The following is a 26,165-nucleotide window of genomic DNA, read 5'->3' on the forward strand; positions in this document are numbered from 1 at the left end:
CATGACCACCACCACCTCCGTCATCGACCGCGTCGAGACGTTCCTCGTCGCGCCCCGCTGGCTCTTCGTCCGCATCGAGACCTCCGACGGCATCGTCGGCTGGGGCGAGGCGACCTGCGAGGGCCGGTCCGAGACCGTGCGCGCGGCCGTCGAGCAGCTCGCCGAGGTCATCCTCGGCGGCGACCCCGAGCGGATCGAGGACCACTGGGCCGTCATGACCAAGGGCTCGTTCTATCGCGGCGGGCCCATCCTCGGCAGTGCGGTCTCCGGGATCGACCAGGCCCTGTGGGACATCAAGGGCAAACGGTATGCCGCACCCGTGCACCAGCTGCTCGGCGGCGCCGTCCGTGACCGCGTCCGCGTCTACGGCTGGGTCGGCGGTGACGAGCCCAACGAGGTCCGCGACCACATCGGCGAGCAGGTCGCTGCCGGTCTCACCGCCGTGAAGATGAACGCGAGCGGCCGCATGTCGCCGCTCGGCACGGTCGCCGAGATCGACGGCGTCGTGGCGCGGGTCGCCGCGGCGCGCGAGGTGCTCGGCGACTCCGGCGACGTGGCCGTCGACTTCCACGGACGGTTCAGCCTGGCCAACTCCCGCCGGGTCGCACCGCTGCTCGAGCCGTACCGCCCGCTCTTCCTCGAGGAGCCGGTCACGCCCGAGAACTCCCACCTCATCGCCCAGTTCGTGCAGTCGACGACGACGCCGGTCTCGACGGGGGAGCGGCTCTACTGCCGGCAGGAGTTCCTCCCGGTCCTGCAGGCCGGGGTGGCCGTGGTCCAGCCCGACCTCTCGCACGCTGGTGGCATCACCGAGGTGCGCAAGATCGCCGCCCTCGCCGAGACGTTCGACGCGGCGCTGGCGCCGCACTGCCCGCTCGGTCCGCTGGCGCTGGCCTCCTCGCTCCAGGTGGCGTTCGCGACGACGAACCACCTCATCCAGGAGCAGAGCATCGGCATCCACTACAACCAGGGCGCCGACGTCCTCGACTACCTCGTCGACACCAAGCCGCTCCAGTTCGTCGACGGCCACATCGAGCGCCTCACCGGGCCGGGCCTCGGCATCGAGATCGACGAGGCCGCGGTCCGCAAGGCGGCCGAGGTCGGCCACGCCTGGCGTGGACCCGTGTGGCGCCAGCCCGACGGCGCGTTCGCGGAGTGGTGATGGAGCGCAGTCAGCTCGTGTCGACCGTCCGGTCGCACCCGGTCATGGCGATCGTCCGCGGTACGTCGGCCCAGGCGTCGCTCGACGCTGGGCGGGTCCTGCTCGAGGAGGGCATCCGCCTCGTCGAGGTGACCCTCACGACGCCCGGCGCCCTCGAGACGGTGGCGACCCTGCGTGCCGCCGCACCCGAGGACGCCTATGTCGGTGTCGGCACGGTCCTCACCGAGGACGACGTCACCGCCGTCGTCGAGGCAGGTGGCGACTTCGTCGTGACTCCTGCGGTGACGCCAGCGGTCGCCGAGGCTGCCCGACGTGGGCTTCCCTGTGCCGCAGGCGCGTTCACTGCTACGGAGTCGTATGCCGCGTGGTTGGCCGGTGCCGAGGTGGTCAAGCTCTTCCCCGCGTCCGTCGGCGGCCCGGGACACCTCAAGGCCCTGCGTGACCCGTTCCCGCAGATTCCCTTCATGGCCGTGGGAGGGGTCGGCATCTCGGAGGCCCGCGCCTACCTCACCGCCGGTGCCATCGGCGCCGGGGTGGGCGGTCCGCTCGTCGGTGACGCCGCCTCGGGAGGCTCGCTCGACGCCCTGCGCGACCGGGCCCGGGCCTTCGCGTCCTGGGCCGCGGACGCCGGGGAGCGCGCATGAACGTCGAGGTCGTCACCCTCGGTGAGAGCCTCGCGTCGTTCCGGTCCTCCGGGCCGATCGGGTTCGGGGCGCCGGTGACCCCGCACCTGGCGGGTGCCGAGGCCAACGTCGCCATCGGGCTGGCACGGCTGGGTCACGCGGTCTCGTGGGTGGGGCGCGTGGGTGCGGACCCGTTCGGGAGCGAGGTGCTACGGACGCTGCGTGGCGAGGGTGTTCAGGTCGACCACACCGTCGTCGACGCCGCGCCCACCGGGCTGATGTTCCTCGAGCAACGCACGGCGGACCTGTCGCGCGTGCACTACGTCCGGGCGGGGTCCGCCGGGTCGCGCCTGTCGGCCGACGACCTACCCGTCGACACCATCCGGGCGGCATCGCTGCTCCACGTCACCGGGATCACGCCTGCACTCTCGGCCACCGCTGCCGAGGCTGTCTCGTCGGCGGTCGAGCTCGCCCACGACTCGGGCGTGCGGGTCTCGTTGGACGTCAACCACCGCGCACGCCTGTGGAGCCGGGATGACGCGTCCCGGGTGCTGCGTGGCCTGCTGCCGCACGTCTGGATGGTCGTGGCGGGTGAAAACGAGCTCGACCTCGTCGCCGACGGGTCCGAGGACGAGGCCGTCGCCTCCCTGCTCGACGGCGGGGTCGCGCAGGTCGCGGTCAAGCGCGGCGCCGACGGTGCCTCGCTCCACACGTCGGACGGTCGCTGGGACCGTCACGCCGTCGCCGTCACGGCGGTGGACACGGTCGGGGCGGGCGACGCCTTCTGCGCGGGTCTGCTCTCCGGGACCTTGGACGGTCTCGCACCGGACGCGTCCCTCGACCGTGCCGTGCAGCTCGGGGCCTGGTCGGCCAGCACGACCGGGGACTGGGCCGGTCTCCCGACGAGGGTCGAGCTCGGCGACCTCGGGTCGCTGCGGCCCGGCGAGACCCTTCGATGAGCGCTCGGAGCACCCGGCACGTCGTGGTCATGGGCGTCTCGGGCAGCGGCAAGACGACGGTGGCGCAGGGCGTCGCCGACGCCACCGGGTTCGAGTTCGCCGAGGCCGACGCCTTCCACTCGCCGGAGAACATCGCGACGATGGAGCGCGGCATCGCCCTCACCGACGCCGACCGCTGGCCGTGGCTCACCGCCCTGGCGGAGTGGATGACCGCGCGCTCGGCCGCGGGGGCCTCGACGATCATCACCTGCTCGGCCCTCAAGCGGACCTACCGTGACGTCCTGCGCGACGGAGCCCCGTCGGTGACGTTCGTCCACCTCGACGGTCCGGCCGAGGTGATCCGCGAGCGGCTGTCCGTGCGCGAGGGCCACTTCATGCCGGCCAGCCTGCTGCAGTCGCAGATCGACACCCTCGAGCCCCTCGGCGACGACGAGGAGGGGGTCGTCCTCGACCTCCGCCGATCGCCGGACGAGCTCATCAGGGACGCCGTCGACTGGCTGGAGCACGACGGCTGACTCCCGCACGTTCGCGGGCCAGCCGCTTCATGCCGTCCGCGGGCCGGATCGGCTCGGGCCACGTGGGCACGGCCGTGTCCCCGTCGTAGCGACCGCTCGGCCGGCGGCGCACGAGCGGCAGCACCTCCGTCCGGAGGGAGCGGCCCTCGTCGCGCACCGCCTGGCGCCACGCCCGCGGCTCCCACTCATCCGGTTCATGTGGATCCTGTCCGGGGCCCAGAGCCTGCGGTCCTCGTACTCGCGCATCGGGGTGTGGTCGAGCAGCGTCGCCCCGTGGGTGGCGGCGAGGTCGCGCACCGCGGCGTTGAAGGTCAGGACGCGTCGACGCAGCGGCTCGAGCAGGGCCGTGGTCCGCATGTCGAAGGCGGTGAACACGAGGACCTGCGCGCAGCGACAGGATGTCGTTGCCCCCGACATAGAACGAGACATGGGTCGGCTCCATCGCCAGCGCCCGGTCGAGCTGGTCGGCCACCACCTGGTCCAGCACCTTGCTCCGGATGGCGAGGTTGGCGTACTCCCACCGAGGGTCGGCCCGGCCCAGCTGGCGGGCCATGCGGTCGGCCCAACCGCGGAACCCGTTGGGGTAGTGGAGGTTCGGGTCACCCACCCCTTCCGTGAACGAGTCCCCGATGGCGACGACGCGGCCAGCATCCATGGCCCATGCCTCTCATGCGCGGACGGCGGCCGCCACCCCTTCGAGCAGGTGTCGGGAGATGTTCGCCCAGACGTTCCCGACGCGTCGGGTGAGGGCCGCCGACGACGGTGGGCACCCGGCATACGGTCCGGTCGTGACCACGTTCGTCGCCCTGGGCGCCTCGCCCTGGTTCGACGTGGGCAACGATCCGGGCGCGACTTCGGCGCAGCCTCGCTGATTCGCGTGCCGTTGGCGGCATGATGTGCACGTGCCCCCTGAGAACCCGCGCCGCCACCGCGGAGCCTGGCGCGCCGAGGACGTCGAGGACCACGACGACGACGTCGACGACGACGTCGACGACTACGACGAGTACGACACCAACGCCACCCCGGGACGGTTCTTCGGTCTCACCGCGCTGAGCACCATCCTCCCCGGCGCCGGGCTCATCCCGACCCGGCGACGTGGTCTCGGACTCCTCCTGCTCGGGAGTGCGGTGCTGCTCGTCTCGCTGGGGCTGTTCTATGCGTGGCGCAAGGGGTTCGTCGTCGCCGCGCTCGACCTCGCCGTCCGTCCGCGCGTCCTCGTGGCGATGCTCGTCGCCACCACCGTCGGCGCCATCGTGTGGTGCGCCGGCATCCTCCTCACCGCCCGGGAGACCTCACCCGGTGGGCCCGGGCGCGGCTGGAGGGCGCTCTTCGCCGCGGTCTGCTGCCTGCTCGTCGTCGCACCCGCGGCCAACGCCGTGCGCTACCTCGCGATCCAGCAGGACGTCGTCCAGGTCCTCACGGGTGGCAACAACGCCAATGCCGACGAGGCGACCGCCAACGCGTGGGCGGACCAGCCCCGCGTCAACGTCCTGCTGCTCGGCTCCGATGCCGGCGACGACCGCATCGGGGTGCGCACGGACTCGATGATGGTCGCGAGCATCGACACGACGTCCGGAGACACGGTCCTGTTCAGCCTGCCGCGCAACCTCGAGCGCGTGCCGATCCCCAAGAGCAACCCGCTGTCGACGCTGTACCCCAACGGCTACGACTGCGGGGACGAGTGCCTGCTCAACGGCATCTGGACCCTCGCGACCGACCACCCCGACCTCTTCCCCGGCAACGACAACCCGGGCCTGACGTCGACCCGCGACGTCATCTCCGAGATCCTCGGCCTCGAGATCGACCGTGCCCTGGTCGTCAACCTCCAGGGGTTCCAGGCCCTCGTCAACGCGATGGGCGGCGTGGACATCGACGTCAAGGAACGTGTCTGCGTCTCCTGCAAGCTCGTCGACGGCCGAATCGTCTTCACCGGTGGCAAGGAGCGGTGGATCGAGATCGGTCCGCAGCACCTCGACGGCTACCACGCCCTCTGGTACGCCCGCTCGCGCGCCGGCAGCGACGACTACAGCCGCATGCGTCGTCAGCGGTGCGTCACCGGCGCGATCATCGACCAGGCCGACCCGGTACAGCTGCTCCGCAACTACCCGAAGCTCGCCGAGGTGGTCAAGGACAACCTCACCGTCGACATCCCGACGTCCGAGCTGCCGGCCTGGGCCCAGCTCATCGGCACGGTGCAGGACACCGGCTCGATCCGCAGCCTCCCGATCACCAACAAGGTCGTCCGCGTGACCCGGCCCGACTTCGCCAAGATCCGCGAGCTCGTCCGGACCGCGATCGACCCACCGGAGAACACCCCGGCCCCGACCACCTCCGCCCCCTCACCGAGCCGGACACCGAGCAGCTCGGGTTCCGGTTCCAGCACCCCGAGCCCGAGCGAGCCCACGGACGAGGTCCAGGAACTGGGAGCCACCTGCTGAACCGGGCGCAGAGTTGAGTGGAATCAACTCAACTCTGTGCTCGTTGCACCTGATGAACCCGTGACGTCACGACCCTCAGGAGACAGCCGCGATGGAACTCACGCCGACCACCAAGGTCGCCGAGGCCTTGGCCCTCGCCCAGCGCACCGCGCAGGCGGCGGGGCACCCCGAGATCACGCCCGCGCACCTCGTGCTGGCCCTCGCCGAGCAGCCGGACACGTCGACCCCGGCGCTGCTCGAGGCGGCCGGCACCACCGTCGACGCGGTCACCTCGGCCGCGCGCTCCGCGCTCTCGGGTATGCCGGTGAGCTCCGGTCCGACTGCGGCGACTCCGTCGCTCGGGCAGGCCGTGCTCGCGGTGCTCCAGCAGGCGAGCACCCTCATGTCCGCCAAGGGCGACACGCACCTCGCCACCGACCTCCTCGTCCTCGCCCTCGTCGAGAAGGGCGCGGTGCCCGGCGTCGACCGGTCCGCCGCGCCTGCGGTCGAGTCCCGTGTCGACGAGCTGCGGGCCGGGCGGAAGGTGACGTCCGAGGCGCAGGAGAGTGGCAGCGAGTCGCTCGAGAAGTACGGCACCGACCTCACCGCCATGGCGCGCGAGGGCAGGCTCGACCCCGTCATCGGGCGTGACTCGGAGATCCGCCGCGTCGTCCAGGTGCTCTCGCGCCGGACGAAGAACAACCCCGTCCTCATCGGCGAGCCCGGCGTCGGCAAGACCGCCGTCGTCGAGGGCCTCGCCCAGCGCATCGTCGACGGCGACGTCCCCGAGTCCCTGCGCGACAAGCGGCTCATCAGCCTCGACCTCGGCGCGATGGTCGCCGGCGCGAAGTACCGCGGCGAGTTCGAGGAGCGGCTCAAGGCCGTCCTCGAGGAGATCAAGGCGAGCAACGGCCAGATCGTCACCTTCATCGACGAGCTCCACACCGTCGTCGGCGCCGGTGCGACCGGCGAGGGCGCGATGGACGCCGGCAACATGCTCAAGCCGATGCTCGCCCGAGGTGAGCTCCGGCTCGTCGGCGCGACCACGCTCGACGAGTTCCGCGAGCACGTCGAGAAGGACCCCGCGCTCGAGCGCCGCTTCCAGCAGGTCTTCGTCGGAGAGCCCTCGGTCGAGGACACCGTCGCGATCCTGCGCGGGCTCAAGGAGCGCTACGAGGCGCACCACAAGGTCGAGATCGAGGACACCGCCCTCGTCGCGGCCGCCTCCCTCTCCGACCGCTACATCACCGGCCGTCAGCTGCCCGACAAGGCGATCGACCTCGTCGACGAGGCCGCCTCGCGGCTGCGCATGGAGATCGACTCCAGCCCCGTCGAGATCGACGAGCTCCGTCGCGCCGTCGACCGGCTCAAGATGGAGGAGCTGCACCTCGAGCGCGAGACCGACGAGGCCTCGGTCGAGCGCCTGGCGAGGCTGCGTGAGGACCTCGCCGACAGGACCGAGCAGCTCTCGTCGCTCAACGCCCGTTGGGACGCCGAGAAGGCCGGCCTCAACCGGGTCGGTGACCTCAAGGCCCAGGTCGACGAGGCCCGCACCCGTCTGGAGAAGGCGCGGCGCGAGTACGACTTCGAGACCGCGAGCCGGATCGAGTTCGGCGAGATCCCCGAGCTCGAGAAGCAGCTCGCCGCCGCGAGCGAGGCCGAGGTGGCCCGCAGCGGCGACGACCTCATGGTCAAGGAGCGGGTCGGCGCCGACGACATCGCCGAGGTCATCTCGGCGTGGACGGGCATCCCCGCCGGCCGCCTGCTCCAGGGCGAGACCGAGAAGCTGCTCTCGATGGAGTCGATCATCGGCTCGCGCCTCATCGGCCAGACCTCCGCCGTCCAGGCGGTCGCCGACGCCGTCCGTCGCAGCCGCGCGGGCATCGCCGACCCCGACCGCCCGACCGGCAGCTTCCTCTTCCTCGGGCCCACCGGTGTCGGCAAGACCGAGCTCGCCAAGTCGCTCGCGGACTTCCTCTTCGACGACGAGCGCGCGATGGTTCGCATCGACATGTCCGAGTACTCCGAGCGGCACGCCGTCGCCCGACTCATCGGTGCACCTCCCGGCTACGTCGGCCACGAGGAGGGCGGACAGCTCACCGAGGCGGTGCGCCGCCGGCCCTACTCCGTCGTGCTGCTCGACGAGGTCGAGAAGGCGCACCCCGAGACCTTCGACATCCTGCTCCAGGTCCTCGACGACGGCCGCCTCACCGACGGCCAGGGCCGCACGGTCGACTTCCGCAACGTCATCCTCGTCATGACGAGCAACCTCGGCAGCCAGTTCCTCATCGACCCGACGACGGACCCCGCGACCAAGCACGATGCCGTCATGGCGACCGTGCGCGCGGCGTTCAAGCCCGAGTTCCTCAACCGGCTCGACGAGGTCGTCGTCTTCGACCCGCTGAGCCGTGACGAGCTCGCCCACATCGTCGACCTCCAGGTGCGCGCCCTCGGCCTGCGGCTCAAGGACCGCCGGATCGACCTCGAGGTGAGCGATGCGGCACGCGAGTGGCTCGCCGACACCGGATACGACCCGGCATACGGTGCTCGTCCGCTCCGCCGGCTCGTGCAGAAGGAGATCGGGGACCGGCTCGCGCGCGCCCTCCTGGCGGGCGAGGTCCGCGACGGTCAGACGGTCACGGTGGATCGGGAGGGCGACACGCTCATCCTTCGGTGACGACCTGGCGAGATATCGCCAATTCCCTTGTCGGGGCGCACACCGGGCGTTACTGTTCGCTCGCCGCTCACCTGCGGACCAGCTCTTTCAAGGGGATCCATCATGACCACTGCACGTCCCGCGCGCGCCCGCGCGGCAGCCATCACCATCGCCGGTCTGGCGATGCTCGCCCTCACGGTGCCGAGCGCCGTCGCGAAGGATCCCCAGCTGCGGGAGGGGACCAACCTCAAGCACAACCAGAAGTACGCGGCCCAGTCCGCCGTGCCGCTGGGCGCCGACCAGAAGCCGGTCAAGGGTGCGGCCGGCAGCCGCACCTCGGCTGCCACGTCGACGGCGACGGCCACTGCCGCCGCGCTGCCCACCGACTGCGGTCTCGTCTTCCACCGTGCGGCCAACACCTCCCTCGGTGAGTACTTCCTGCGCGGCTCGAAGTTCTCGGGCTACGGCGTCGGCCGGATCATCCTCAACGGCGTCCCGGCCCAGCCCGACGTCATGGCGTTCGTGCGCGTCGTCTCGTCCGAGCCCTACGTCGAGCAGTACGTCGCGGTCAAGGACGGCCAGCTCCACGCCGTCCGCGTCGAGGAGAAGAACGGCGTCGTCTCGGCCGTCGGCACCCTCGTCGCCCCGTCCGGCTGGGCGGGTGTCCGCGAGATCGGTGGCACCGGCACCGGGCGCATCTACGCCCTCAACACCGCCGGCAGCATCGCCCGCTACCAGCTCTCGGCCAGCGGCACCGTCCAGAGCGCCAGGATCGTCGGCGCCTCCGGCTGGACCAACGTCTACTCCCTGGCCCCGGCCGGCGGTGGCACCTACAACGGCCGCACGGTCGACGGCTTCCTCGCCATCACCAAGTCCGGTGCGCTCAACGAGTACCTCTTCCGCACCGACGGCAGCGGCTACAACGGCTTCCAGCTCCGCAGCACCGGCTGGGCCGGCTTCACCCACATCTCGGTGGGCGGTTGCGCCTCCAGCTCGCGTCCCATCGTCGGCGTCAACCGCATCGGTGACGTCTACGCCTACCGCGACTACAACGGCTTCAACCTCTCGGGCGCCGACATCGCGGCGGCCGGCAAGGTCGGCAGCGGGATCGTCGGTCTCGTCTTCGACTGATCGTCGACGCACCACCGGCTGACGGTGTGGGCCCGGACCTCGAGGGGTCCGGGCCCACACCCGTCTCCAGAACCGGCCAGTAGGGTGTGCGCCATGCGACGACGCGCTCTGCTGACCAGGTCGGCCACCGTGGCCGCTGTCGGGTTGGCCCTGCTCACCGGCTGCTCCGGTGGCGGCGAGCCGAAGGCCACGGTCGACCCGAAGGCTGCGCTCACGGCGGCCAAGGCCTCCTTCGACGGCGCGAAGTTCGTCGGGCTCCAGCTCACGAGCAAGGACGTCCCCAAGACCGAGAACGGCGTCACGGGCGCGCTCGGCACCGGTGAGATCAGCGCGACCGAGCCGAAGTTCAAGGGCAGCGTCACCGCGACGATCAAGGGCGTGGCCGGGTCGGCCGACGTCATCACGATCGGCGACGCGGCATACATGAAGTTCTTCACGCCCGGCTACAACCCGACCGACCTCGCCGAGCTCGGCGCCCCCAACCCGTCGAACTTCTTCGACCCGGCCAAGGGCATCTCGAAGCTCCTCGTCGACACGGTCGACCCGAAGGCGGGCAAGGAGGTGCGCGACGGCGCGGCGGTGCTCCAGCAGTACACCGGCACGCTGCCCGGCTCCCGCATCAAGGAGCTGTTCAACCTCGGCGACGGCACGGGCACCTTCGACGTGACCTACGGCATCGCCGAGGGCGACCGGCTCCAGCTCGCCGAGATGAAGGGGCCGTTCTTCGCGGGCACGACATCGGTCTTCACCCTGCGCCTCAAGAGCTACGGGACCGCGGTTGAGATCACCCGCCCCTAGGAGCGCTCGTCCCAGGGCACTCCTCGCGACCGCCTCGGTCGCGGTGGCGCTCGCCGCCGCCGACACCTATGTCGTCGTGCTCGCCCTCACCGACATGATGTCCGGCGTCGGCCTCGGCATCGACTCGCTCCAGCGCGCGACCCCGATCATCTCGGGCTTCCTCCTCGGCTACATCGCCGTGCTCCCGCTCATCGGCCGCCTCGCCGACCTCACCTCGCGCCAGCGCGTGCTCCTCGGCTGCCTCGCCGTGTTCGTCGTCGGCTCGGCGGTCACGGCGCTCGCGGTCGAGCTGCCGGTGCTCGTGGCCGGCCGGGTCATCCAGGGCGTCGGCGGAGGTGGTCTCGTCCCCGCGACGCTCGCGATCGTCGCCCAGCTCTGGGACCGTGATCGCCGAGGCACCCCGCTCGGTGTCGTCGGCGCGGTGCAGGAGCTCGGCTCGGTCCTCGGTCCCGTGCTCGGTGCAGCGGTCCTCGCCGTCGCCGACTGGCGCGCGATCTTCTGGCTCAACGCGGTGCTCGGCGTCCTGCTCGCGGCCGCCGTGGTCGCCGTCGGCGGAGGTATGCCGTCCCGTCCCCGAGCGCTCCCGCTGGTCGTCACGCTCGTCGCGGCCGTGGTCGGGTGGCTCGCGCTCGCGGCGCCCGAGGGACTGGTGACCTCGGTGTCTCTCGGTGTGCCCTTCGTGCCGTTCGGGGACTCGACGTCCCGCTTGGCGACGCCGATCGGGGTGGTGGCGCTGGTGCTCGTCGTGGGCGCGATCGCGCTCTGGGTGCGCGGCGCCTGGTCGGTGCTGCGCCGGGCCGACCTGCTCGGTGCGCTGCTCCTCGGCGGAGTTCTGGGCTGTGTCGTCCTGACCTTCGCCGCGGCGAACCCCGAGAAGGAGGTCGTCGGCCCCCTCGGGTTCGCGCTGCTGCCCGTGGCGGTCGTGCTCGCCGGGCTCTACCTCCTGCACCATCGGCGCACCGGCCAGCCGCTCGTGCCCCGAGGTGTCGTGGTCGGGCGTACCCGCTGGTCGCTGCTCGTGTCGCTCTGCGTCGGGGTCGCCCTCGTGGCCGTCATCGTCGACGTGCCCCTGCTGGCCCGTCTCGTCCACACCGAGAGCGAGACGGTTGCCGCGTTCGTCCTCGTGCGGTTCCTCCTCGCCGTCCCCGTCGGAGCGTTGCTCGGCGGCTGGTCGCTGCGCCACCTCGGCGACGGGCTCGTGAGCGCCGTCGGGCTGGCGCTGGCCGCGCTCGGGCTCGTCGTCATGTCGACGTGGGGTCGCGGGTCGCTCGCCGAGTGGTTCTCGACCGTGGTCCTCGCCCTCGTCGGGCTCGGCATCGGCCTCGCGCTCGCGCCGGTCAACAACGCGGCCCTCGCCGACTCACCCGAGGACGCCCACGGCACGGCCAGCGCCCTCGTCGTCGTCGCCCGGATGATCGGAATGGTCGTCGGCCTGGCCCTACTCACCGCGATCGGGCTGCACGAGTACTACGCCACCGTCGCGGCGCTGCCCGACCAGACCGACGGCCAGGCCCTGCTCGACGCCGCGGTGGTGCAGGTCGAGTGGGTCTTCCGTGGAGCGGCCATCGCCGCCGGCGCCGGTGCCCTCGCCTCGGTCGCGCTCGGGCTCACCCGACGCCACGAGCTGCGCTGACCCTCGGGGTGCCCAGCCCGTGACGGCGAGCCGAGCACCCGCGGCGAGCGTCGCGCAGACCCCGGACATCACGACGAAGCCCAGCGCCGTGCGGGCGGTGAACGGCTCCTCCGAGGTCGCCGTGAGGTAGCCGACCATGACCACCCAGGCGACGACGACGACGGCGCCGAGGGCGCGGACCCAACGCCGGGCCGAGGCGACGAGGGCCAACCCGAGGACGCCCGGCAGCAAGAGGCTGCCGGGTCCGAAGAAGAGCAGCACGGCAGGCAGGACGACGACCTTCCACCAGCGGGACCGGTGCCGGAGCCTGAGGTCGTAGGCGAGGGCGAGCACCAACCCGACGACGGCGAAGAGCCCGAGGATGAACCCCGTGCCCTCCCATGAGAACTGGGGGTCCTCGGTGAGCAGGTGCATGAAGCCGCGGGCGACGGCGCCGGTGAGCAGCCCGAGCCCGAGCCCTGCTCCGAGGTGGCGGAGGGCTCTCACCACGACACCGTGAGGCAGGCGAGGCGGGGGCCGGCGCCGCCGGTCTGCGGGTTGGTCGGGAGGGCATGGATGACGACCGAGCGGTTGCCCGGCTGCGGGACGAACGGGACGCTCGCCGTGCCCGTCCCTGCACCGTCGGCCACGGTGAAGTCGAGCCAGACCTCGGTGCGGTCGCTGACACCTGCCTGGGGCGTCTGGCCGTGGACGTGCGAGTTGTAGTGCGGCCCTGCGGCCGCCCCGTCACCGGCGATGCACGGGCCGTCGTGCAGGTGCGCGCCGAACGTCTGCCCCGACACGGAGGGGTCGATCCCCTTGACGGTGAGGACCGCGTGGCTGCCCTTGGCCGACTCGACGAGCTGCACCCGGGCCGAGGCACCGTCGAAGGGGCCGGGCGTGCCGAGCACGAAGTCGGTGAGTGGGCCGCTGGTGCGCAGGAACGGTCCAAGTGCCAGCGCGGGGGTGGCGGTGAGGAGGACGATGGCGGTGGCGCCGACAGCGGTCCGAAGCGGTGAGGTGGTGATCATCGGGTGTCCCTTCTTCGTCGTCGACAGGGAGTCGACACCGATGCAGACGCACCTGCGGCACCCTCGGGTGACACGGCATACGGAACAAAAGACGTCGGTCCGGGACGTCACCCGAACCATGCCCCTCGGCCGTCTGTCAGGGCGATGGAGACCGTTGCCGAGTTCGATCTCGAACCGTTCGACGTCGGGGGAGCGGCCCCCGACGTCGTCGGTCTCTTCGCGCAGGAGGCGGCCTCCCTCACCCGGCTGGCCCGGTTCTACCTCGACGACCGCACGGCTGCCGAGGACCTCGTCCAGGAGGCGTTCATCCGGCTCTCCCGCTCGGCCGGACGGATCCGTCAACGCGGCAACGCGGCGGCATACCTGCGCTCGATCGTCATCAACCTCGCGCGCGACCACAACCGCCGAGGGCTCGTTTCGCTCCGGCACCGCCCGTCGGCACTGCCGGACGCTCCGTCCGCCGAGGAGGACGCCCACACCCGGGCGGAGCGGCAGGAGGTCATCGACGCTCTGCGTGCGCTGCCGCGAAGGCAACGCGACTGCGTGACCCTGCGCTACTACCTCGACCTCTCGATCCCCGACATCGCCGAGACGCTCGGGCTGTCGGCCAACACCGTGAAGACCCATCTCCAGCGAGGCATGGCCAGCCTCGCGACGACCCTGGAGGGCACCCGATGACGCACCTCGAGGACAGGCTCACGAGTGCCCTGTCCGACTACCCCGTGGAGCCCGCCCCCGACCTCTTCGAACGCGTCGTCGACGGCATCGCCGCCGACCGCGCCCGCCGCCGGGCGGTGGCCCGGTGGTCGACCGTCGCCGTCGCCGTCGTCGTCCTGGCCGTCACGGCCGTCCTCACCCTCACGCCCCGAGTGAACGGAGCCCTCGCCATGCCCTGGTGGATCCTCGAAGTCGCCACGAACCTCGCCCTCGTCGCCATCGCGCTGTGGCTGGGTCCGTTCATCAAGCGGTTCGGCAGGGCGTATGCCGCCGACGTCTTCCACGACAACCCGCTCACCGGCAAGAGCTACATCGTGCTCACCGACATCGTCTACTACCTCATCTTCGCGGCCTACATCCTCTTCACCCTGCGCGTGGGGCCCGAGCCCACGTGGGCGCTCACCCAGCCGATCACCGACGTCACGGCCGGGCAGGTGAAGTTCGAGCTCGAGCGGATCGGCGGCATCCTCCTCATCATCGGGATCCTGCACGGGCTCAACATCGTGCTCATGCCGGTGCTCGGCCGGCTCTTCTCGCTCAACCGTCGGCTGCCGGTGCCCTGAGTCCCGGGCCTGCTCGCCGAGCGGGAACGCGCAGGTCACCCTAGGTTGTCTGTATGGCCCCGACGTCGCGCGCCGCGCGCACCCTCGCCCTGTCCACGACCGCCGCCCTCGCCCTCGGAGGCGTCGTCCTCGCCGGCGGCCCGGCCAGCGCCGGCTCGGCGCACGCCGGCGTCCCGACGGCGATGACCCCGATCGGCGGTGGCTACACGCTGGCCACGCTGCAGGGCTTCGCCCGCACCGCCGCCGACGGTGCGAGCGGTCCGACCGTCGACATCGTCGTCGTCCCGTCCTCCTACGGCGACGCCCCCGAGGACCGCGAGGAGAACCTCGCCCTCGCCCAGGAGCGGACCGACCAGGTCGACGCGGCCTGCGACGCGGTCGTCACCGCTCCCTTCACCGGGTGCACCGCCGTCCTCGCCCCGCTGCTCAACCGGGCCGACGCCGAGGACCCGGCGAACTCCGCCATGGTGACGGCGCAGACCGACGGGTTCTTCATCCTCGGTGGCGACCAGGGTCTGGCGATGTCGATCCTGGCCGACACCCCGGCCGAGGACCGGATGGAGGCCGCGTTCGCCCGCGGTGCCGCCGTCGGTGGCACGAGCGCGGGTGCCGCGGTCGAGTCGCGGTCGATGATCAACGGATACGTCGGGGACTTCGGCGCCTCGGACGGCCTCAAGCGGGGCAGCTCGCTCATGTGGTGGGGCGACGACGCCGACCAGGAGCGCGGGCTGCGGTTCGGCTCGGAGCGGGCGATCTACGACCAGCACTTCTACCAGCGGGGGCGCTTCGGTCGGCTGCTGTCCACGCTCGCGTCGTCGGACGAGCGGTTCGGGGGCCGGAGCAAGGTCGGTGTCGGTGTCGACTACGCCACGGGTGTCGTCAACACCTCGGACCGGCGCCTGTCGGGTGTCTTCGGCGCATCCTCGACGGCGGTCCTCGACCTCGAGACCCTGCGCTCGCCGATCCGCTGGGTGGGCAAGGACGACGTGCTGTCCACGCGCAACGTCGTCACCCACCTCCTCACCCCCGACGCGCCCCGCGCGGCCACGACCTACGACCTCGCCACCCGCAGGCTGACCCTCGGACGGTCGCAGGTCACGGCGCCGCGCGCCGGCCAGTGGAAGGCGCCGACGGCGAACCGTGCCTCGGGCACCGTCTACCTCGGGGGTGACGTCCTCGACGGCGGCTCGACGCAGGTGCTGGAGCAGGTCGTCGCCGAGGCGCGTTCCGCGACCCGCGCACCCGCCGCGGCGCGCATCGTCGTCATCTCGCTCGACGCGTCCGAGAGCCCCGCTGCCCAGGACTACGCCGCCGCCCTCACCGAGGCCGGCTGGCCGGGAGCGGTGCAGCACACGGCATACGGCGTCGGGACGCCGACCGACACCAAGGGTGCGTCGGCCGTCGTCGTGATCGGCGAGGACCCGACGAAGCTCGCCGCCGCGGTGGCGGACCGGACGTTCGCGCGCTACCTCACCAATGCCGTGACCAGCGCCCCGGTGGTGCTCGCCGACCGGCACGCGGCCGGCGTCCTCGGCCAGTGGTGGTCCTCGAAGGCCGACCCGACCGGCTCGAACTACGAGGACGAGGCGATCGCCAACTTCCGCAGCGGTGACGGGCAGTGGAAACGCGGCCTCGGCGTCGTCAGCGCCAACCTCGTGCCGTCGCTCACCTACGACTACCGCTGGGGCAAGCTCTTCGACATCGGCCAGCGCGACGGTCGCACGCCGCCCGTGGGCATCGGCGAGGACACCGCGATCCGGCTCGGCGCGCACCGGTCGGCGACCGTCGTCGGCCCGGGCTCGGTCGTCGTCCTCGACCCGACGCAGGCTCGCTGGTGGACCGGCCCCAACGGCGCGATCGGCGCCGCCAACGTCCTGCTCAACACCTACGGCGACGGCGAGCGGGTCACCCCTGGTCGATGAGCTCGATGAGGGCGTCGGCGACGGTGTCGGTGGCCTCGTGGGTGAGCATGTGCCCCTTGCCGGGGAGCACGGTGAGCCGTGAACCCGGTATGCCGTCGTGCAGGCTGTGTGCCCAGCGCACCGGCGTGAGCCGGTCCTTGGTGCCGACGAGCACGTGGGTCGGGACGTCGGCGAGCTCGGCGAGCGCCTCGGACTCGTCGTGGTCGCGGATGGAGGCGAAGTAGCGACCGGTCGTCGCGAGCGAGGTCCCGGCGATGGTGCGCACCGTCGACCGGACGTGCCCGCGGTCGGGGTTCTCGCCGAAGTTGAGATTGCGCAGGACCGAGCGCGGGACGAACATCCCCATGCGCAGCAACGGAACTCGCGACGCGATCGCCATGGCGAGGGCCTCGCCCCGGATCTCGCGCCGGCCCTCGACGGTGGCGGTGGTCGAGAGGAGGGCGACGCCACGCACGCGCTCGCGGACGGCGTCGGCGTGCCGGCCGGCATACGCGAGGAGGGTCATGCCGCCCATGGAGTGTCCGCCGATGACGAGGGGTCCTGTGGGGGCCGTCGCCTCAATGACGGTCGCGAGGTCGTCGGCCAGGCCCTTGATCGACTGCGCCCGGACCGACCCCCACGTCGAGCGGCCGTGGCCCCGCTGGTCGTAGGTGACGACGCGCACGGCCCGGTGCGACTGCACCTCCTGCACGACCGGCTCCCAGCTCGCGCGGGTGAGCGTCCAGCCGTGGGCGAGGACGAGCGTCGGGGCGCCGGGAGCAGGAGTCGTGGCGGGTACGAACTCGGACGCCGCGAGGGTGGCACCGTGGGCCGCGGGGATGCTCAGCGTGCGCTCGGTCCGCTGGGCGCTCGGGGTGCTCACGCGTCCGCCACCTCGATGACGACGGGGGCGTGGTCGCTCGCGCCCTGGCCCTTGCGCTCCTCGCGGTCGATGGCGGCCCCCTGCACGCGCTGTGCCAAGGGCTCGGACGCGAGGATGAAGTCGATCCGCATGCCGCGCCGCTTGGGGAACGCGAGCCGCTGGTAGTCCCAGTAGGTGAAGTCGCCGGGCTCGGTGTGCGGTCGCACGACGTCCGTGACCCCCGCGTCGAGGACGGACTGGAAGGCGGCCCGCTCGGGTGGGCTCACGTGGCTCTTGTCGAGGTAGTACTCCATCGACCAGACGTCGTCGTCCTGCGGCGCGATGTTCCAGTCACCCATGAGCGCGAACGGCGCACCGGTCGCGGCCCAGGCCTGCGTCTGCACGCGGAGGGTGTCGAGCCAGGCGAGCTTGTACTGCATGTGCGGGTCGGTGATGTGCCGCCCGTTGGGGACGTAGAGGGACCACAGCCGTATGCCGTTGCAGGTGGCCCCGATCGCGCGCGCCTCCTCGACGGCCGGCTCACCCCACTGCGGCAGGTCGGGGAAGCCGCGGCTCACGTCCTCGAGGCCGACGCGGCTGGCGATGGCGACGCCGTTCCACTGGTTCAGACCGTGGTGCGCGACCTCGTAGCCGAGGGCCGCGAAGCGGTCGAACGGGAACTGGTCCTCACGGCACTTGGTCTCCTGGATCGCGAGGACGTCGACGTCGGTCCGTTGCAGCCAGGCCTCGACACGGTCGATGCGGGAGCGGATGGAGTTGACGTTCCAGGTGGCGATTCGCACCCAGTCACACTAGGTGGTCCTTGGCCCAGAGGGCGGCACTCGTCCGGTCGGCGACCCCCAGCTCGCGGAAGACCTTGCCGAGGTGGGCCTTGACGGTGCGCTCGCTGATGCCGAGCGCGCGGGCGATCTGCTTGTTGGCCAGGCCGTCGGCGACGAGCCGGAGCACCTGCTCCTCGCGCGAGCTCAGGCCGTCACCGGTGCGCTGGCCCCGCGTGGGGAGCAGGACCTGGGCGACGCGGGGGTCGAGCGGGGCCTGACCGGCGGCTGCGGCCCGGACGGCGGCGATGAGGGTGGCGGGTTCACCGTCCTTGAGCTGGTAGCCCACGGCGCCGGCGTCGAGCGCGGCCGTGACCCGGGCCCGGTCCGAGAACGACGTGAGCACGACGACGCGCAGCTCGGGCAGCTCCTGGAGCACCGCGGCGGTCGCTGCCACGCCGTCCATGCCCGGCATCGACAGGTCCATGAGGACGACGTCGGGGCGCACCTCGACCGCGAGGGCGACGGCGTCCGCCCCGTCGGCGGCCTGGCCGGCGACGGTGATGTCACCGCTCGCCTCGAGCAGGGTGGTGAGGCCGGCCCGGACCATCGCGTGGTCGTCGACGACGAGGACGCGGATCACTCGGCTGCTCCTAGTGCGGGGAGGTGGAGGCGCCAGCGGGTGCCGGAGCCCGGTGCAGTCTGCACGGCGAGCTCGGCGCCGGCGTCCGAGGCCAGGTCGGCCAGGACCTTGGTGCCGAGGTGCCCGACCGCAGGGTTGTCGAGGACCGCCGGGTCGAAGCCCGGGCCGTCGTCGGCGACGAGGAGGGTGACCCCGTCGTCCTCGCGGGCGAGCCGGAGGAGGACGTGGCAGGGCGCCGCGTGGGTGGCCGCGTTGCGCAGGCACTCCTGGGCGATCCGGTGGATGAGCCGTTGCTCGTCCTCGGGGAGGGTGATGCTCGGGTCGACGTCGAGCTCGACCTCGACGTCGCGCCCGTGGGTCGTCGCCGCGACGTCGGACAGGACGGTCGTGGGGTCGGCGCCGGACAGGCTCTCCGGATAGATCTCGACGAGGAGCGAGCGCAGGGCACGGGCGTTCCCGCGGGTCGCGCCGGCCAGCCGGTCGAGGGTCCCGGCGAGCTCGGCGTCGCCGCGCCGGGCCGCCTGCTCGGCCGCGCCCGACGCGGCGAACGAGGAGGCGACGAGCTCCTGCACCGGCCCGTCGTGGAGGGTGCCGGCGATCCGGCGGCGTTCGGCGTCCGAGGCCTCGAGCGAGCGCTCGAGCATGCGCTCGCGGTGCCGGGTGACGTCGCGCAGCCGCCCGAGGAGCCGCGACAGCACCGGCGTCATGAGGACGACGAGCAGCAGCAGGCTGCTCAGCGTGACTCCGACGAACCCACGGCGCAGCTCAGCGGCCCGCTCGCTCACGACGTCGTATGCCGTGTAGGTCTCGAAGAGCATCTCGCGGCCCGTCGGGGTCCACACCGGTCGGTAGACCTCGAGGAGGCGGTTGCCCGTCTCGAACTCGTTCTCTGTCTGGTCGAGCTGCGACACCTCGGCGATGGTGCGGGGGTCGGCGAGCGCGTCGCGCTGGTCCTGCGACAGGGGGAACGTCCGGCCGATGAGGTGGCCCTCGTCGGCGTAGACGATCGTCCCGTCGGGTGCCCAGATCTTGACCCGCACGATCTCGTCGCCGATGACGACGTCGCGGACGACCCGGTCCAGCGGGGCGGCGGCCCCGTCGGCCCCGTCGAGCAGCTCGTCGGTGAGCAGCGGGGTGATGACGGCCTGGGCGATGAGGTCGGCGGCGGCCGCGGCGTCGTTGACGGCCTCACGCTCGGCGAGGCGGCCGGCGGCGAAGGTCGCGAGCGCGGCCACGACGACGAGGACGAGAGCGAGGGCCGCGACCATCTGGGTGACGACCCGTCGGGGGGTGACCATCGGGGACGGGTCGGTCCGGGCATCGGGGGTGGAGACGAGCCGCCACCCGGGCTCGGTCGAGCCGTCGGCGCTCGCGACCGGGGACAGGAGCTCGTCCTCGACGGTGCGGGGGCGCGGCGGGGCCGCCGCGACAGGTGCCGCGGCGGCCGGGTCGGGTGCGATCGCCACTCAGTCATCGCCTCCGTGACCACCGTGGTCGTCGGGTTGGGTGTCGTCCGACCCGCCCGAGCGACCGGAGTGCCCGGAGCCGGAGCCGGAGCCGGAGCGGCTGGAGCCGGAGCCGCTCGAGTCGTCCGAACTGCTGGAGGTGCGGCGGTCGTCGCCGGGCTCGGTCCGCTGGTCGCGGGGGGTGTCGCCGCCGTGGTCGTCCGCCGTCGTGTCGTCGTGGTGGCGGCTGGTCGAGCCGGAGCCGGAGGAGCCCGAGCGTGAGCCGGACGAGCCGGAGCCGGAGGAGGCGGAGCCGTTCTTGCGGCGGTCGTCACCGGGCTCGCTGCGCTGGTCGCGCGGCGTGCGGCCGCCGTGGTCGTCGCTGGCCGAGGGGCTGGGGCTCGACGAGATCGAGGGTGAGGGGGTCGAGGTCGTGCGGACGACCTGGCCACTGGCCGGGACCCGCACCGGGACCGCCTCCGAGAACGACGCGTTGGCCCAGAGGCCGATGACGGCGGGGCAGACCGCGACGGTCAGGCCGGCCAGAACGAGTCCCATGCGCTTCATGATGTCTCCCGAGTCGAGTGGATGTGAGGTGTTCAGCCTCCGCCGCACCCGTGGACCCGCACCATTGGGCGATGGTCGTAGTACCTCGTGAGGTGGGCGGACGGCATACGAGGGGTGGGGTGCGGCATACGGTGAGCGCATGACGTCCGCACTCGTGACGGGAGCCACGGCCGGGATCGGCCGTGAGTTCGCCCTCCAGCTCGCCACCCGTGGTGACGACCTCGTCCTCGTCGCCCGCGACGTGCCCCGGCTCGAGGCGTTCGCCGCGGAGCTGCGCAGCGCGCACGGGGCGCAGGTCGAGGTGCTCGCCGCCGACCTCTCCGACCGGACGCAGCTCGGCCGGGTGGCCGAACGCCTGGCGTCGACCGAGGCGCCGGTCGATCTGCTCGTCAACAACGCCGGGTACTCACTCAAGGGAGCCTTCCTCGACAACGACGTCGCCGCCGAGGAGGCGCTGTTCGACGTGCTGTCGCGGGCGGTCCTCGTGCTCTCGCACGCCGCGGGTCGGGCGATGAAGGCCCGCGGTCGGGGAGCGATCGTCAACGTCTCGTCGGTGGCGTCCTTCCTCACGTCGGGGACCTACTCGGCCAACAAGTCCTTCGTCACCGTGTTCAGCGAGGGCCTGGCGGCGGAGCTCGCCGGGACAGGCGTCACAGTGACGGCGCTGTGCCCGGGTTTCACGCACACCGAGTTCCACCAGCGGGCCGAGCTCGACATGTCGTCGATGCCCGAGTTCATGTGGCTCGACGCGCCCCGGCTCGTCCGCGATGCGCTGGCCGACGTCGACAAGGGCAAGGTCGTCTCCGTGCCCGGCCGCCAGTACAAGGCGATCGTCACCGCATTGCGCGTGCTGCCGCGCCCCCTCGTGCGCTCGCGGTCGCGGCGCGCCCACCGCCCGACCTCGACCTGAACCGACCGGCAACGGGTCGGTAGCCTCGGGGCCGTGACTGACATCGCCGCCGACCGCGCCCGCCTGCTCGAGATCATCAAGGACAAGGCCATCGTCCACGGCCGCGTCACGCTGTCGTCCGGCAAGGAGGCCGACTACTACGTCGACCTGCGCCGCATCACGCTCCACGGCGAGGCGAGCCCGCTCGTCGGCCGGGTCATGCGCGACCTCGTGTCCGACCTCGAGTTCGACGCCGTGGGAGGGCTGACCCTGGGCGCCGACCCGGTCGCCACCTCGATGCTGCACGCGGCCGCCGCAGCAGGAGAGCGGCTCGACGCGTTCGTCGTCCGCAAGGCGGGCAAGGCGCACGGCCTCCAGCAGCGCATCGAGGGTCCCTCGATCGAGGGACGCCGCGTCCTCATCGTCGAGGACACCTCCACCACCGGGGCCTCGCCGCTCGACGCCGCGAAGGCCGCCCAGGAGGCCGGCGCCACCGTCGTCGGGGTCGCGACGATCGCCGACCGCGCCACCGGCGCCGCGCAGGTGTTCGCCGACGCGGGGCTGGGCTACCGGCACGCCTTCGGGCTGGAGGACCTCGGACTGGCGTGAGCACCCGTGGGGTCCCGAGCGTGGGGCCGCGCAGGCCCTAGGATCGCGATCGAGACGCCACCAACAGGGGAGTTCACATGATCACCGCCATCATCATCATCGTCGTCGTGCTGGTGCTCGTCGGCATCGTCGTCGGGATGTACAACGGCCTCATCAAGCTGCGCAACCTCGTGCAGGAGGCCTGGCGCCAGATCGACGTCGAGCTCACCCGGCGGCACGACCTCATCGGCAACCTCGTCGAGACCGTCAAGGGCTATGCCGCCCACGAGCGCGGCACCCTCGAGGACGTCATCAAGGCGCGCTCGGCGGCGATGGCCCCGAACCAGTCGCCCGGCCAGCAGGCCGAGAGCGAGAACATGCTGAGCCAGGCGCTCGGTCGCCTGCTCGCCATCGCCGAGGCCTACCCCGACCTCAAGGCGAACCAGAACTTCATGGCGCTGCAGCAGGAGCTCACCTCGACCGAGGACCGGATCGCCTCGTCGCGCCGCTACTACAACGCGACGGTGCGGGACCTCAACACCAAGGTCGAGACCGTCCCGACGAACTTCATCGCCGGAATGTTCGGCATCAAGCAGGCCGAGTACTTCGAGGCCGTCGGCGAGCAGCGCGAGGCCCCCAAGGTCGACTTCGGCCAGCGCGACGCGACGATCCCGCCGCCCAGTGGCTACGCGCCCGCTGCGCCGAGCGCCGCAACGCCGCCGAGCCCGCAGTCGCCCGCGCAGACCCCGGCCGCCCCGGCCGGACCGGCTGGTGCCCCGCCGGCCGTCCCCGCGGACCAGACGCAGCCCATCGACCCGTCGGCTCCCGGCGACATTCCGCCGGCGCCTCCCGCGCCGCGCGTCTGAGGCCCGGCCGTGGCACGTCCAGGCGTCGGTGGGTCCGGCGCAGCCTCCGCGTGGGTGGCCGAGGTCTGGGTTGACCCGCAGTGGTACGAGTGCCAGAGCAGCCCCGACCGGCTGCCTGCGTTCGGTCCGCCCACGGTCGTGCCGTTGCGTGGCAGCCAGGTCCTCATCGGACGGCACAGCGAGGTCAAGGCGGTCGTGCCGCACATCGACTGCGAGGGCGACGCCGGGGTGAGTCGTCGGCACGCGCAGCTGACCCGTCACGGCCTCGGCTGGGTCGTCGAGGACCTCGGCTCGGCGAACGGCACCTACGTCAGCTCGACGATCGGTGAGATCCCGGACGACCCGATCGACGCCGGTCACACCGTCGAGTCCGGCCACGTCCTCTACCTCGGGTCGTGGACTCGCATCGTCCTCAAGCAGGAGTCGCTGACCCGCTGACCCGGTGACGGGTCGTCGTCACGCAGCCCGGGCGTCGTCGAAGAACGCGACATCGGGCACGCCGTCGTCGGTCGGGACATCGGGGTCGCCCGAGTCGTCGGGTGGGTCGAGGTCGTCGAGCCAGCGTGGTGACCAGCCCTCGCCCAGTAGCGGTGGCGCGGTGGAGTCGTAGGTGGACCCGGTCGGGGTGGTGATCCGTATGCCCTGTGGCCCCGCGCCGCCCGACTCGGCGCGGACGTGCCAGCCGGTGTCCTCCTTGACGAGGTTGTGGCGCTGGCAGAGCCCGGCGCCGTTGACGGCGGACGTGGCGCCGCCGTCTGCTGCCCGGCGTAGGTGGTCGGTCTGGGCGGCGGGTGCGTCGCACCAGGGGATGCGGCAGGTCGGGTCGCGCAGCTCGAGGAACCGCCGCAGCCCACCGTGGAACCTGCGGCGCCTCGAGTCGAGGGCGACGAGGTCGCGTCCGGTCGGGTCGGTGAACAGCCGCCGCAGCCAGACGAACGCGTCGGGCTCGCCCAGCCCGTCCGAAACCGCGGCTCGGGCCTCGGCGCCGGGGACCGGACCCCAGCCCGGGATGCTCGCGCAGTCGTCGGCCGGAGCGTCGCCGCCGAACGCGGCGGGCAGCAGCACCCGGTCGGTCATCACGAGCGACACCTCGACCGGCTGAGGCCGGCCCGGGGCGCGGCCGGACAGCAGCTCGAGGGCACGGTCGGCCAGCCACGCACCCTTGCCGCGGGTGTCGGCCCGGGCCGTCGCAGCGGCGGCCTCCCACTCACCCGCCGGGAGGTCGGGGTCGATGACGTGACGGCGGCCCTCTTCGCAGATGAGGGCGAGGTGGGCGCCGATGACGTCCTTCATGGGGCCCAGGACCGACAGCCACGCCATCCCGTCCGCCGCCGGCCGGACACTGACGCGCCGCGAGGCGACAGCACGGCGGTGACGCGCCGCCAGCGACTCCGCATCCAGCGCGGCACCCGCACGTCGGGCGGCAGCCGCCAACGCCTTGTCACCCAGGCCGCCGATCACCGAGGCCAGGCGCCGGTCGACCTCCCCGCGGTGCTCCAGTGACAGGCACGCCGTCTCGCGCACGACGATCGTCGCCCGGCGCTCACTGATCTCGCCGCGCGTCAGGGCGGCCATGGTGCAGGGCAGCTCCTCGACCAACGCGCGCGCGACTCCCGCGTGCTGGTCCGCGAGCGTCGGCGAGCAGCGCCGCGCCAACGCCAGGTCGGCGCGGACGCTGCGCGAGTCCTCACCCAGCGCCTCACGGTCCACCACCGCGGCCGCCGTCAGCCGGGCCTGCGCCGCGGCGGCCGCGCCCTTCAACGCCTCCAGCGCGGACACCGCTGCCACCCGCTGCGCCGGCGTCAACCCCTCGGGGCCCACCTCGGCGAGGGCGGACACGACAGCACGAACCCGGCCCTCAGGCCCGCTCGGTGCTGGTGTCCCGTCCATGGAAAAACCCTAGGATCCACCACTGACAGTCACTCGAGTTCGGCTGTGGCACAACGGGTTTGCGTCAGCATATTGACGCAAAGGTCCACCGCGCTCGCTGAGCGGCGCAGGGTGGCGCCTGCGCCGACGCGGGCAAGGTGAGCCGGCGCACTGGAACTCGCGCCACAATGGCGCCATGAGCACCCCCGTCCTCGACACCTTCTCGCTCGCCGGCCGCACCGCCCTCGTCACCGGCGGCTACCGCGGGCTCGGCCTCGCCTTCGCCCGCGCCCTCGCCGACGCGGGCGCCGACGTCGTCATCGGCGCCCGCGACGAGGAGGCGTCCGTCGCCGCGGCCAGGGACCTGGCTCAGGCCACCGGTCGCACCGTCGTCGGGGTCGGGCTCGACGTCACCGACCGGGCGAGCGCCGAGCGCGCCGTCGCCACCGCGCTCGAGGCCACCGGCCGCCTCGACGTGCTCGTCAACAACGCCGGGGCCTGCGTCCACCGCCCGGCTCTCGAGGTCACCGACGACGAGTGGGACGAGGTCTTCGACACCAACGTCCGTGGCCTGTGGATCATGAGCCAGGTCGCCGGCCGGCACTTCGCCGACCAGCACAGTGGGGTCATCGTCAACATCGGCTCGATCTCGGGACTCATCGTCAACCGCCCGCAGTGGCAACCGGCATACAACGCGTCGAAGGCGGCCGTGCACCAGCTGACCAAGTCTCTCGCCGCCGAGTGGGCGCCGATGGGCATCCGGGTCAACGCGGTCGCTCCCGGTTACGTCAAGACCGAGATGGCGCCCGTCGACGACCCGGCCCTCAAGCCCCGCTGGATCGACGACGCCCCGATGCAGCGCTACGCCCTCCCCGAGGAGATCGCCCCCACGGTCGTCTACCTCGCCTCCGACGCGTCGAGCTTCGTGACCGGCTCGGTGGTGGTCATCGATGGCGGCTACACGACCTTCTGACGCAGCCTCAGGCCTTCTCGGCCGGGAGGATCATCGCGTAGACGTCCCAGGCACGTGAGTCCTCGGGGTGGTCGCGCCGGGTCCGGCCGCGGTACGCCTTGAGGACGTCGTCGAGCTGACCCTTGATCTCCTCGAGCTCCGCGTCGGTGACCCACAGCCGACCCCGTGAGGTCATGCCGGTCTCGCGGCCGGACTCGAGCGACTCGGCGAGGCGGTCGAGCCCGGCGTCCATCCCGACGAACCACTTCGCCAGCGACGAACGGCTCAGGTCGCGACCAGCAGCCCGGTGCGCCTCCGGCAGGATCGAGATCGACGACGCGGTCGATCGCCACGGACGCTCCCGCGCGTCGTCCGAGGACGTGTCGCGCTCGACGACCCCCCACTTCTCCAGCGCGCGCAGGTGGTAGCTCGTCGCCGACGGGGTGAGGTCCACCAGCCTCGCCGCCTCAGTCGCCGTGAGCACCTCCCCGGAGAACAGCTCGGTGATGAGCCGCTGCCGGGCGGGGTGCGCCAGAGCCCGCAGCGCGCGCGGGTCGGTGATCCGCAGCTCGTCGGGTCGCTTCGTCGCCATGAACCCAACCCTAGTCTTGACCGACCAA

The 26,165-nt window shown here is 72.2% G+C and carries 27 protein-coding genes; 18 read left to right on the forward strand and 9 right to left on the reverse strand.

The window, feature by feature from the left end; translation table 11 throughout:
* The first annotated feature begins 1 nt into the window (after position 1).
* The 4 genes from dgoD to ACSQ11_RS07460 are packed head-to-tail and all read left to right on the forward strand — an operon-like array spanning position 2 to position 3,259.
* Positions 2–1,162: a galactonate dehydratase gene (gene dgoD / locus ACSQ11_RS07445; protein ID WP_436004504.1), complete on the forward strand. Its 1,161-nt coding sequence runs from the start codon at positions 2–4 to the stop codon at positions 1,160–1,162.
* Positions 1,162–1,806, forward strand: a complete 645-nt coding sequence (locus ACSQ11_RS07450; RefSeq protein ID WP_436004505.1) for a bifunctional 4-hydroxy-2-oxoglutarate aldolase/2-dehydro-3-deoxy-phosphogluconate aldolase — start codon at positions 1,162–1,164, stop codon at positions 1,804–1,806. Before dgoD ends, ACSQ11_RS07450 begins: the two co-directional genes overlap by 1 nt.
* Positions 1,803–2,744, forward strand: a complete 942-nt coding sequence (locus tag ACSQ11_RS07455) for a sugar kinase (RefSeq protein ID WP_436004506.1) — start codon at positions 1,803–1,805, stop codon at positions 2,742–2,744. Before ACSQ11_RS07450 ends, ACSQ11_RS07455 begins: the two co-directional genes overlap by 4 nt.
* Entirely contained in the window at positions 2,741–3,259 is a 519-nt protein-coding gene (locus ACSQ11_RS07460; RefSeq protein WP_436004507.1) for a gluconokinase, read from the forward strand. Before ACSQ11_RS07455 ends, ACSQ11_RS07460 begins: the two co-directional genes overlap by 4 nt.
* Here the strand turns inward: ACSQ11_RS07460 and ACSQ11_RS07465 are convergent.
* A complete protein-coding gene (locus ACSQ11_RS07465) occupies positions 3,222–3,914 on the reverse strand; it encodes a GDSL-type esterase/lipase family protein (RefSeq protein WP_436004508.1) in 693 nt (230 codons plus the stop codon). The two genes, ACSQ11_RS07460 and ACSQ11_RS07465, sit on opposite strands and share 38 nt — an antisense overlap.
* Positions 3,915–3,972: 58 nt before the next feature.
* Here ACSQ11_RS07465 and ACSQ11_RS07470 point away from each other — a divergent pair, with 58 nt between their 5' ends.
* The 6 genes from ACSQ11_RS07470 to ACSQ11_RS07495 all read left to right on the forward strand — a co-directional run bounded on the left by ACSQ11_RS07470 (position 3,973) and on the right by ACSQ11_RS07495 (position 11,894).
* Entirely contained in the window at positions 3,973–4,131 is a 159-nt protein-coding gene (locus tag ACSQ11_RS07470) for a hypothetical protein (protein WP_436004509.1), read from the forward strand.
* A gap of 30 nt (positions 4,132–4,161) precedes the next feature.
* Complete coding sequence (locus tag ACSQ11_RS07475; protein WP_436004510.1) at positions 4,162–5,697, forward strand: LCP family protein; 1,536 nt, start codon at positions 4,162–4,164, stop codon at positions 5,695–5,697.
* 91 nt (positions 5,698–5,788) lie between these two features.
* Positions 5,789–8,353: an ATP-dependent chaperone ClpB gene (gene clpB / locus ACSQ11_RS07480; RefSeq protein ID WP_436004511.1), complete on the forward strand. Its 2,565-nt coding sequence runs from the start codon at positions 5,789–5,791 to the stop codon at positions 8,351–8,353.
* Between the two features lie 102 nt (positions 8,354–8,455).
* The gene (locus tag ACSQ11_RS07485) at positions 8,456–9,463 is read left to right on the forward strand and encodes a tachylectin-related carbohydrate-binding protein (protein ID WP_436004512.1); all 1,008 of its coding nucleotides are present in this window, start codon (positions 8,456–8,458) and stop codon (positions 9,461–9,463) included.
* 93 nt (positions 9,464–9,556) lie between these two features.
* Positions 9,557–10,261 carry an LppX_LprAFG lipoprotein gene (locus tag ACSQ11_RS07490; protein ID WP_436004513.1) on the forward strand — a complete coding sequence of 235 codons (705 nt, stop codon included), beginning with the start codon at positions 9,557–9,559 and terminating at the stop codon, positions 10,259–10,261.
* Positions 10,242–11,894 (forward strand): MFS transporter, encoded by a 1,653-nt coding sequence (locus tag ACSQ11_RS07495; RefSeq protein WP_436004514.1) that lies wholly within the window; start codon positions 10,242–10,244, stop codon positions 11,892–11,894. The genes ACSQ11_RS07490 and ACSQ11_RS07495 overlap by 20 nt, the downstream gene beginning before the upstream one ends.
* 482 nt (positions 11,895–12,376) lie before the next feature.
* On the opposite strand, the gene ACSQ11_RS07500 is transcribed toward ACSQ11_RS07495, so the two are convergent.
* Entirely contained in the window at positions 12,377–12,904 is a 528-nt protein-coding gene (locus tag ACSQ11_RS07500) for a superoxide dismutase family protein (protein WP_436004515.1), read from the reverse strand.
* Between the two features lie 144 nt (positions 12,905–13,048).
* Between ACSQ11_RS07500 and ACSQ11_RS07505 the strand changes: the two genes are divergently transcribed.
* The 3 genes from ACSQ11_RS07505 to ACSQ11_RS07515 are packed head-to-tail and all read left to right on the forward strand — an operon-like array spanning position 13,049 to position 16,106.
* Positions 13,049–13,582 (forward strand): RNA polymerase sigma factor, encoded by a 534-nt coding sequence (locus ACSQ11_RS07505; protein WP_436004516.1) that lies wholly within the window; start codon positions 13,049–13,051, stop codon positions 13,580–13,582.
* Complete coding sequence (locus tag ACSQ11_RS07510; protein WP_436004517.1) at positions 13,579–14,184, forward strand: hypothetical protein; 606 nt, start codon at positions 13,579–13,581, stop codon at positions 14,182–14,184. The genes ACSQ11_RS07505 and ACSQ11_RS07510 overlap by 4 nt, the downstream gene beginning before the upstream one ends.
* Before the next feature lie 53 nt (positions 14,185–14,237).
* Positions 14,238–16,106, forward strand: a complete 1,869-nt coding sequence (locus ACSQ11_RS07515; protein ID WP_436004518.1) for a hypothetical protein — start codon at positions 14,238–14,240, stop codon at positions 16,104–16,106.
* On the opposite strand, the gene ACSQ11_RS07520 is transcribed toward ACSQ11_RS07515, so the two are convergent.
* From ACSQ11_RS07520 to ACSQ11_RS07540, 5 genes are read right to left on the reverse strand one after another with little or no spacing between them, the layout of a single operon-like run.
* Positions 16,090–16,968: an alpha/beta fold hydrolase gene (locus ACSQ11_RS07520; protein WP_436004519.1), complete on the reverse strand. Its 879-nt coding sequence runs from the start codon at positions 16,966–16,968 to the stop codon at positions 16,090–16,092. The genes ACSQ11_RS07515 and ACSQ11_RS07520 overlap by 17 nt on opposite strands.
* Positions 16,965–17,750, reverse strand: a complete 786-nt coding sequence (locus ACSQ11_RS07525) for an exodeoxyribonuclease III (protein ID WP_436004520.1) — start codon at positions 17,748–17,750, stop codon at positions 16,965–16,967. The genes ACSQ11_RS07520 and ACSQ11_RS07525 overlap by 4 nt, the downstream gene beginning before the upstream one ends.
* 4 nt (positions 17,751–17,754) lie before the next feature.
* The gene (locus ACSQ11_RS07530) at positions 17,755–18,369 is read right to left on the reverse strand and encodes a response regulator (RefSeq protein ID WP_436004521.1); all 615 of its coding nucleotides are present in this window, start codon (positions 18,367–18,369) and stop codon (positions 17,755–17,757) included.
* A complete protein-coding gene (locus ACSQ11_RS07535) occupies positions 18,366–19,835 on the reverse strand; it encodes a sensor histidine kinase (protein WP_436004522.1) in 1,470 nt (489 codons plus the stop codon). Before ACSQ11_RS07535 ends, ACSQ11_RS07530 begins: the two co-directional genes overlap by 4 nt.
* Positions 19,836–20,372, reverse strand: a complete 537-nt coding sequence (locus ACSQ11_RS07540) for a hypothetical protein (RefSeq protein ID WP_436004523.1) — start codon at positions 20,370–20,372, stop codon at positions 19,836–19,838.
* 148 nt (positions 20,373–20,520) lie between these two features.
* Between ACSQ11_RS07540 and ACSQ11_RS07545 the strand changes: the two genes are divergently transcribed.
* The 4 genes from ACSQ11_RS07545 to ACSQ11_RS07560 all read left to right on the forward strand — a co-directional run bounded on the left by ACSQ11_RS07545 (position 20,521) and on the right by ACSQ11_RS07560 (position 23,162).
* Positions 20,521–21,291 carry an SDR family NAD(P)-dependent oxidoreductase gene (locus tag ACSQ11_RS07545; protein ID WP_436004524.1) on the forward strand — a complete coding sequence of 257 codons (771 nt, stop codon included), beginning with the start codon at positions 20,521–20,523 and terminating at the stop codon, positions 21,289–21,291.
* Positions 21,292–21,324: 33 nt separating this feature from the next.
* Positions 21,325–21,879, forward strand: coding sequence for an orotate phosphoribosyltransferase (pyrE, locus tag ACSQ11_RS07550; RefSeq protein WP_436004525.1), 555 nt, complete (start codon positions 21,325–21,327; stop codon positions 21,877–21,879).
* Positions 21,880–21,956: 77 nt separating this feature from the next.
* Positions 21,957–22,724 (forward strand): LemA family protein, encoded by a 768-nt coding sequence (locus ACSQ11_RS07555; protein WP_436004526.1) that lies wholly within the window; start codon positions 21,957–21,959, stop codon positions 22,722–22,724.
* 9 nt (positions 22,725–22,733) lie between these two features.
* Positions 22,734–23,162, forward strand: a complete 429-nt coding sequence (locus ACSQ11_RS07560; protein ID WP_436004527.1) for an FHA domain-containing protein — start codon at positions 22,734–22,736, stop codon at positions 23,160–23,162.
* 18 nt (positions 23,163–23,180) lie between these two features.
* Here the strand turns inward: ACSQ11_RS07560 and ACSQ11_RS07565 are convergent, their stop codons facing one another.
* The gene (locus ACSQ11_RS07565; protein WP_436004528.1) at positions 23,181–24,614 is read right to left on the reverse strand and encodes a DUF222 domain-containing protein; all 1,434 of its coding nucleotides are present in this window, start codon (positions 24,612–24,614) and stop codon (positions 23,181–23,183) included.
* Positions 24,615–24,789: 175 nt separating this feature from the next.
* Here ACSQ11_RS07565 and ACSQ11_RS07570 point away from each other — a divergent pair, with 175 nt between their 5' ends.
* Complete coding sequence (locus ACSQ11_RS07570; protein WP_436004529.1) at positions 24,790–25,566, forward strand: SDR family NAD(P)-dependent oxidoreductase; 777 nt, start codon at positions 24,790–24,792, stop codon at positions 25,564–25,566.
* A gap of 7 nt (positions 25,567–25,573) precedes the next feature.
* On the opposite strand, the gene ACSQ11_RS07575 is transcribed toward ACSQ11_RS07570, so the two are convergent.
* Entirely contained in the window at positions 25,574–26,137 is a 564-nt protein-coding gene (locus tag ACSQ11_RS07575) for an ArsR/SmtB family transcription factor (protein WP_436004530.1), read from the reverse strand.
* Positions 26,138–26,165: the final 28 nt, after the last annotated feature.

This window comes from Knoellia sp. LjRoot47, assembly GCF_964253435.1.
Taxonomy (GTDB): Bacteria; Actinomycetota; Actinomycetes; order Actinomycetales; family Dermatophilaceae; genus Knoellia.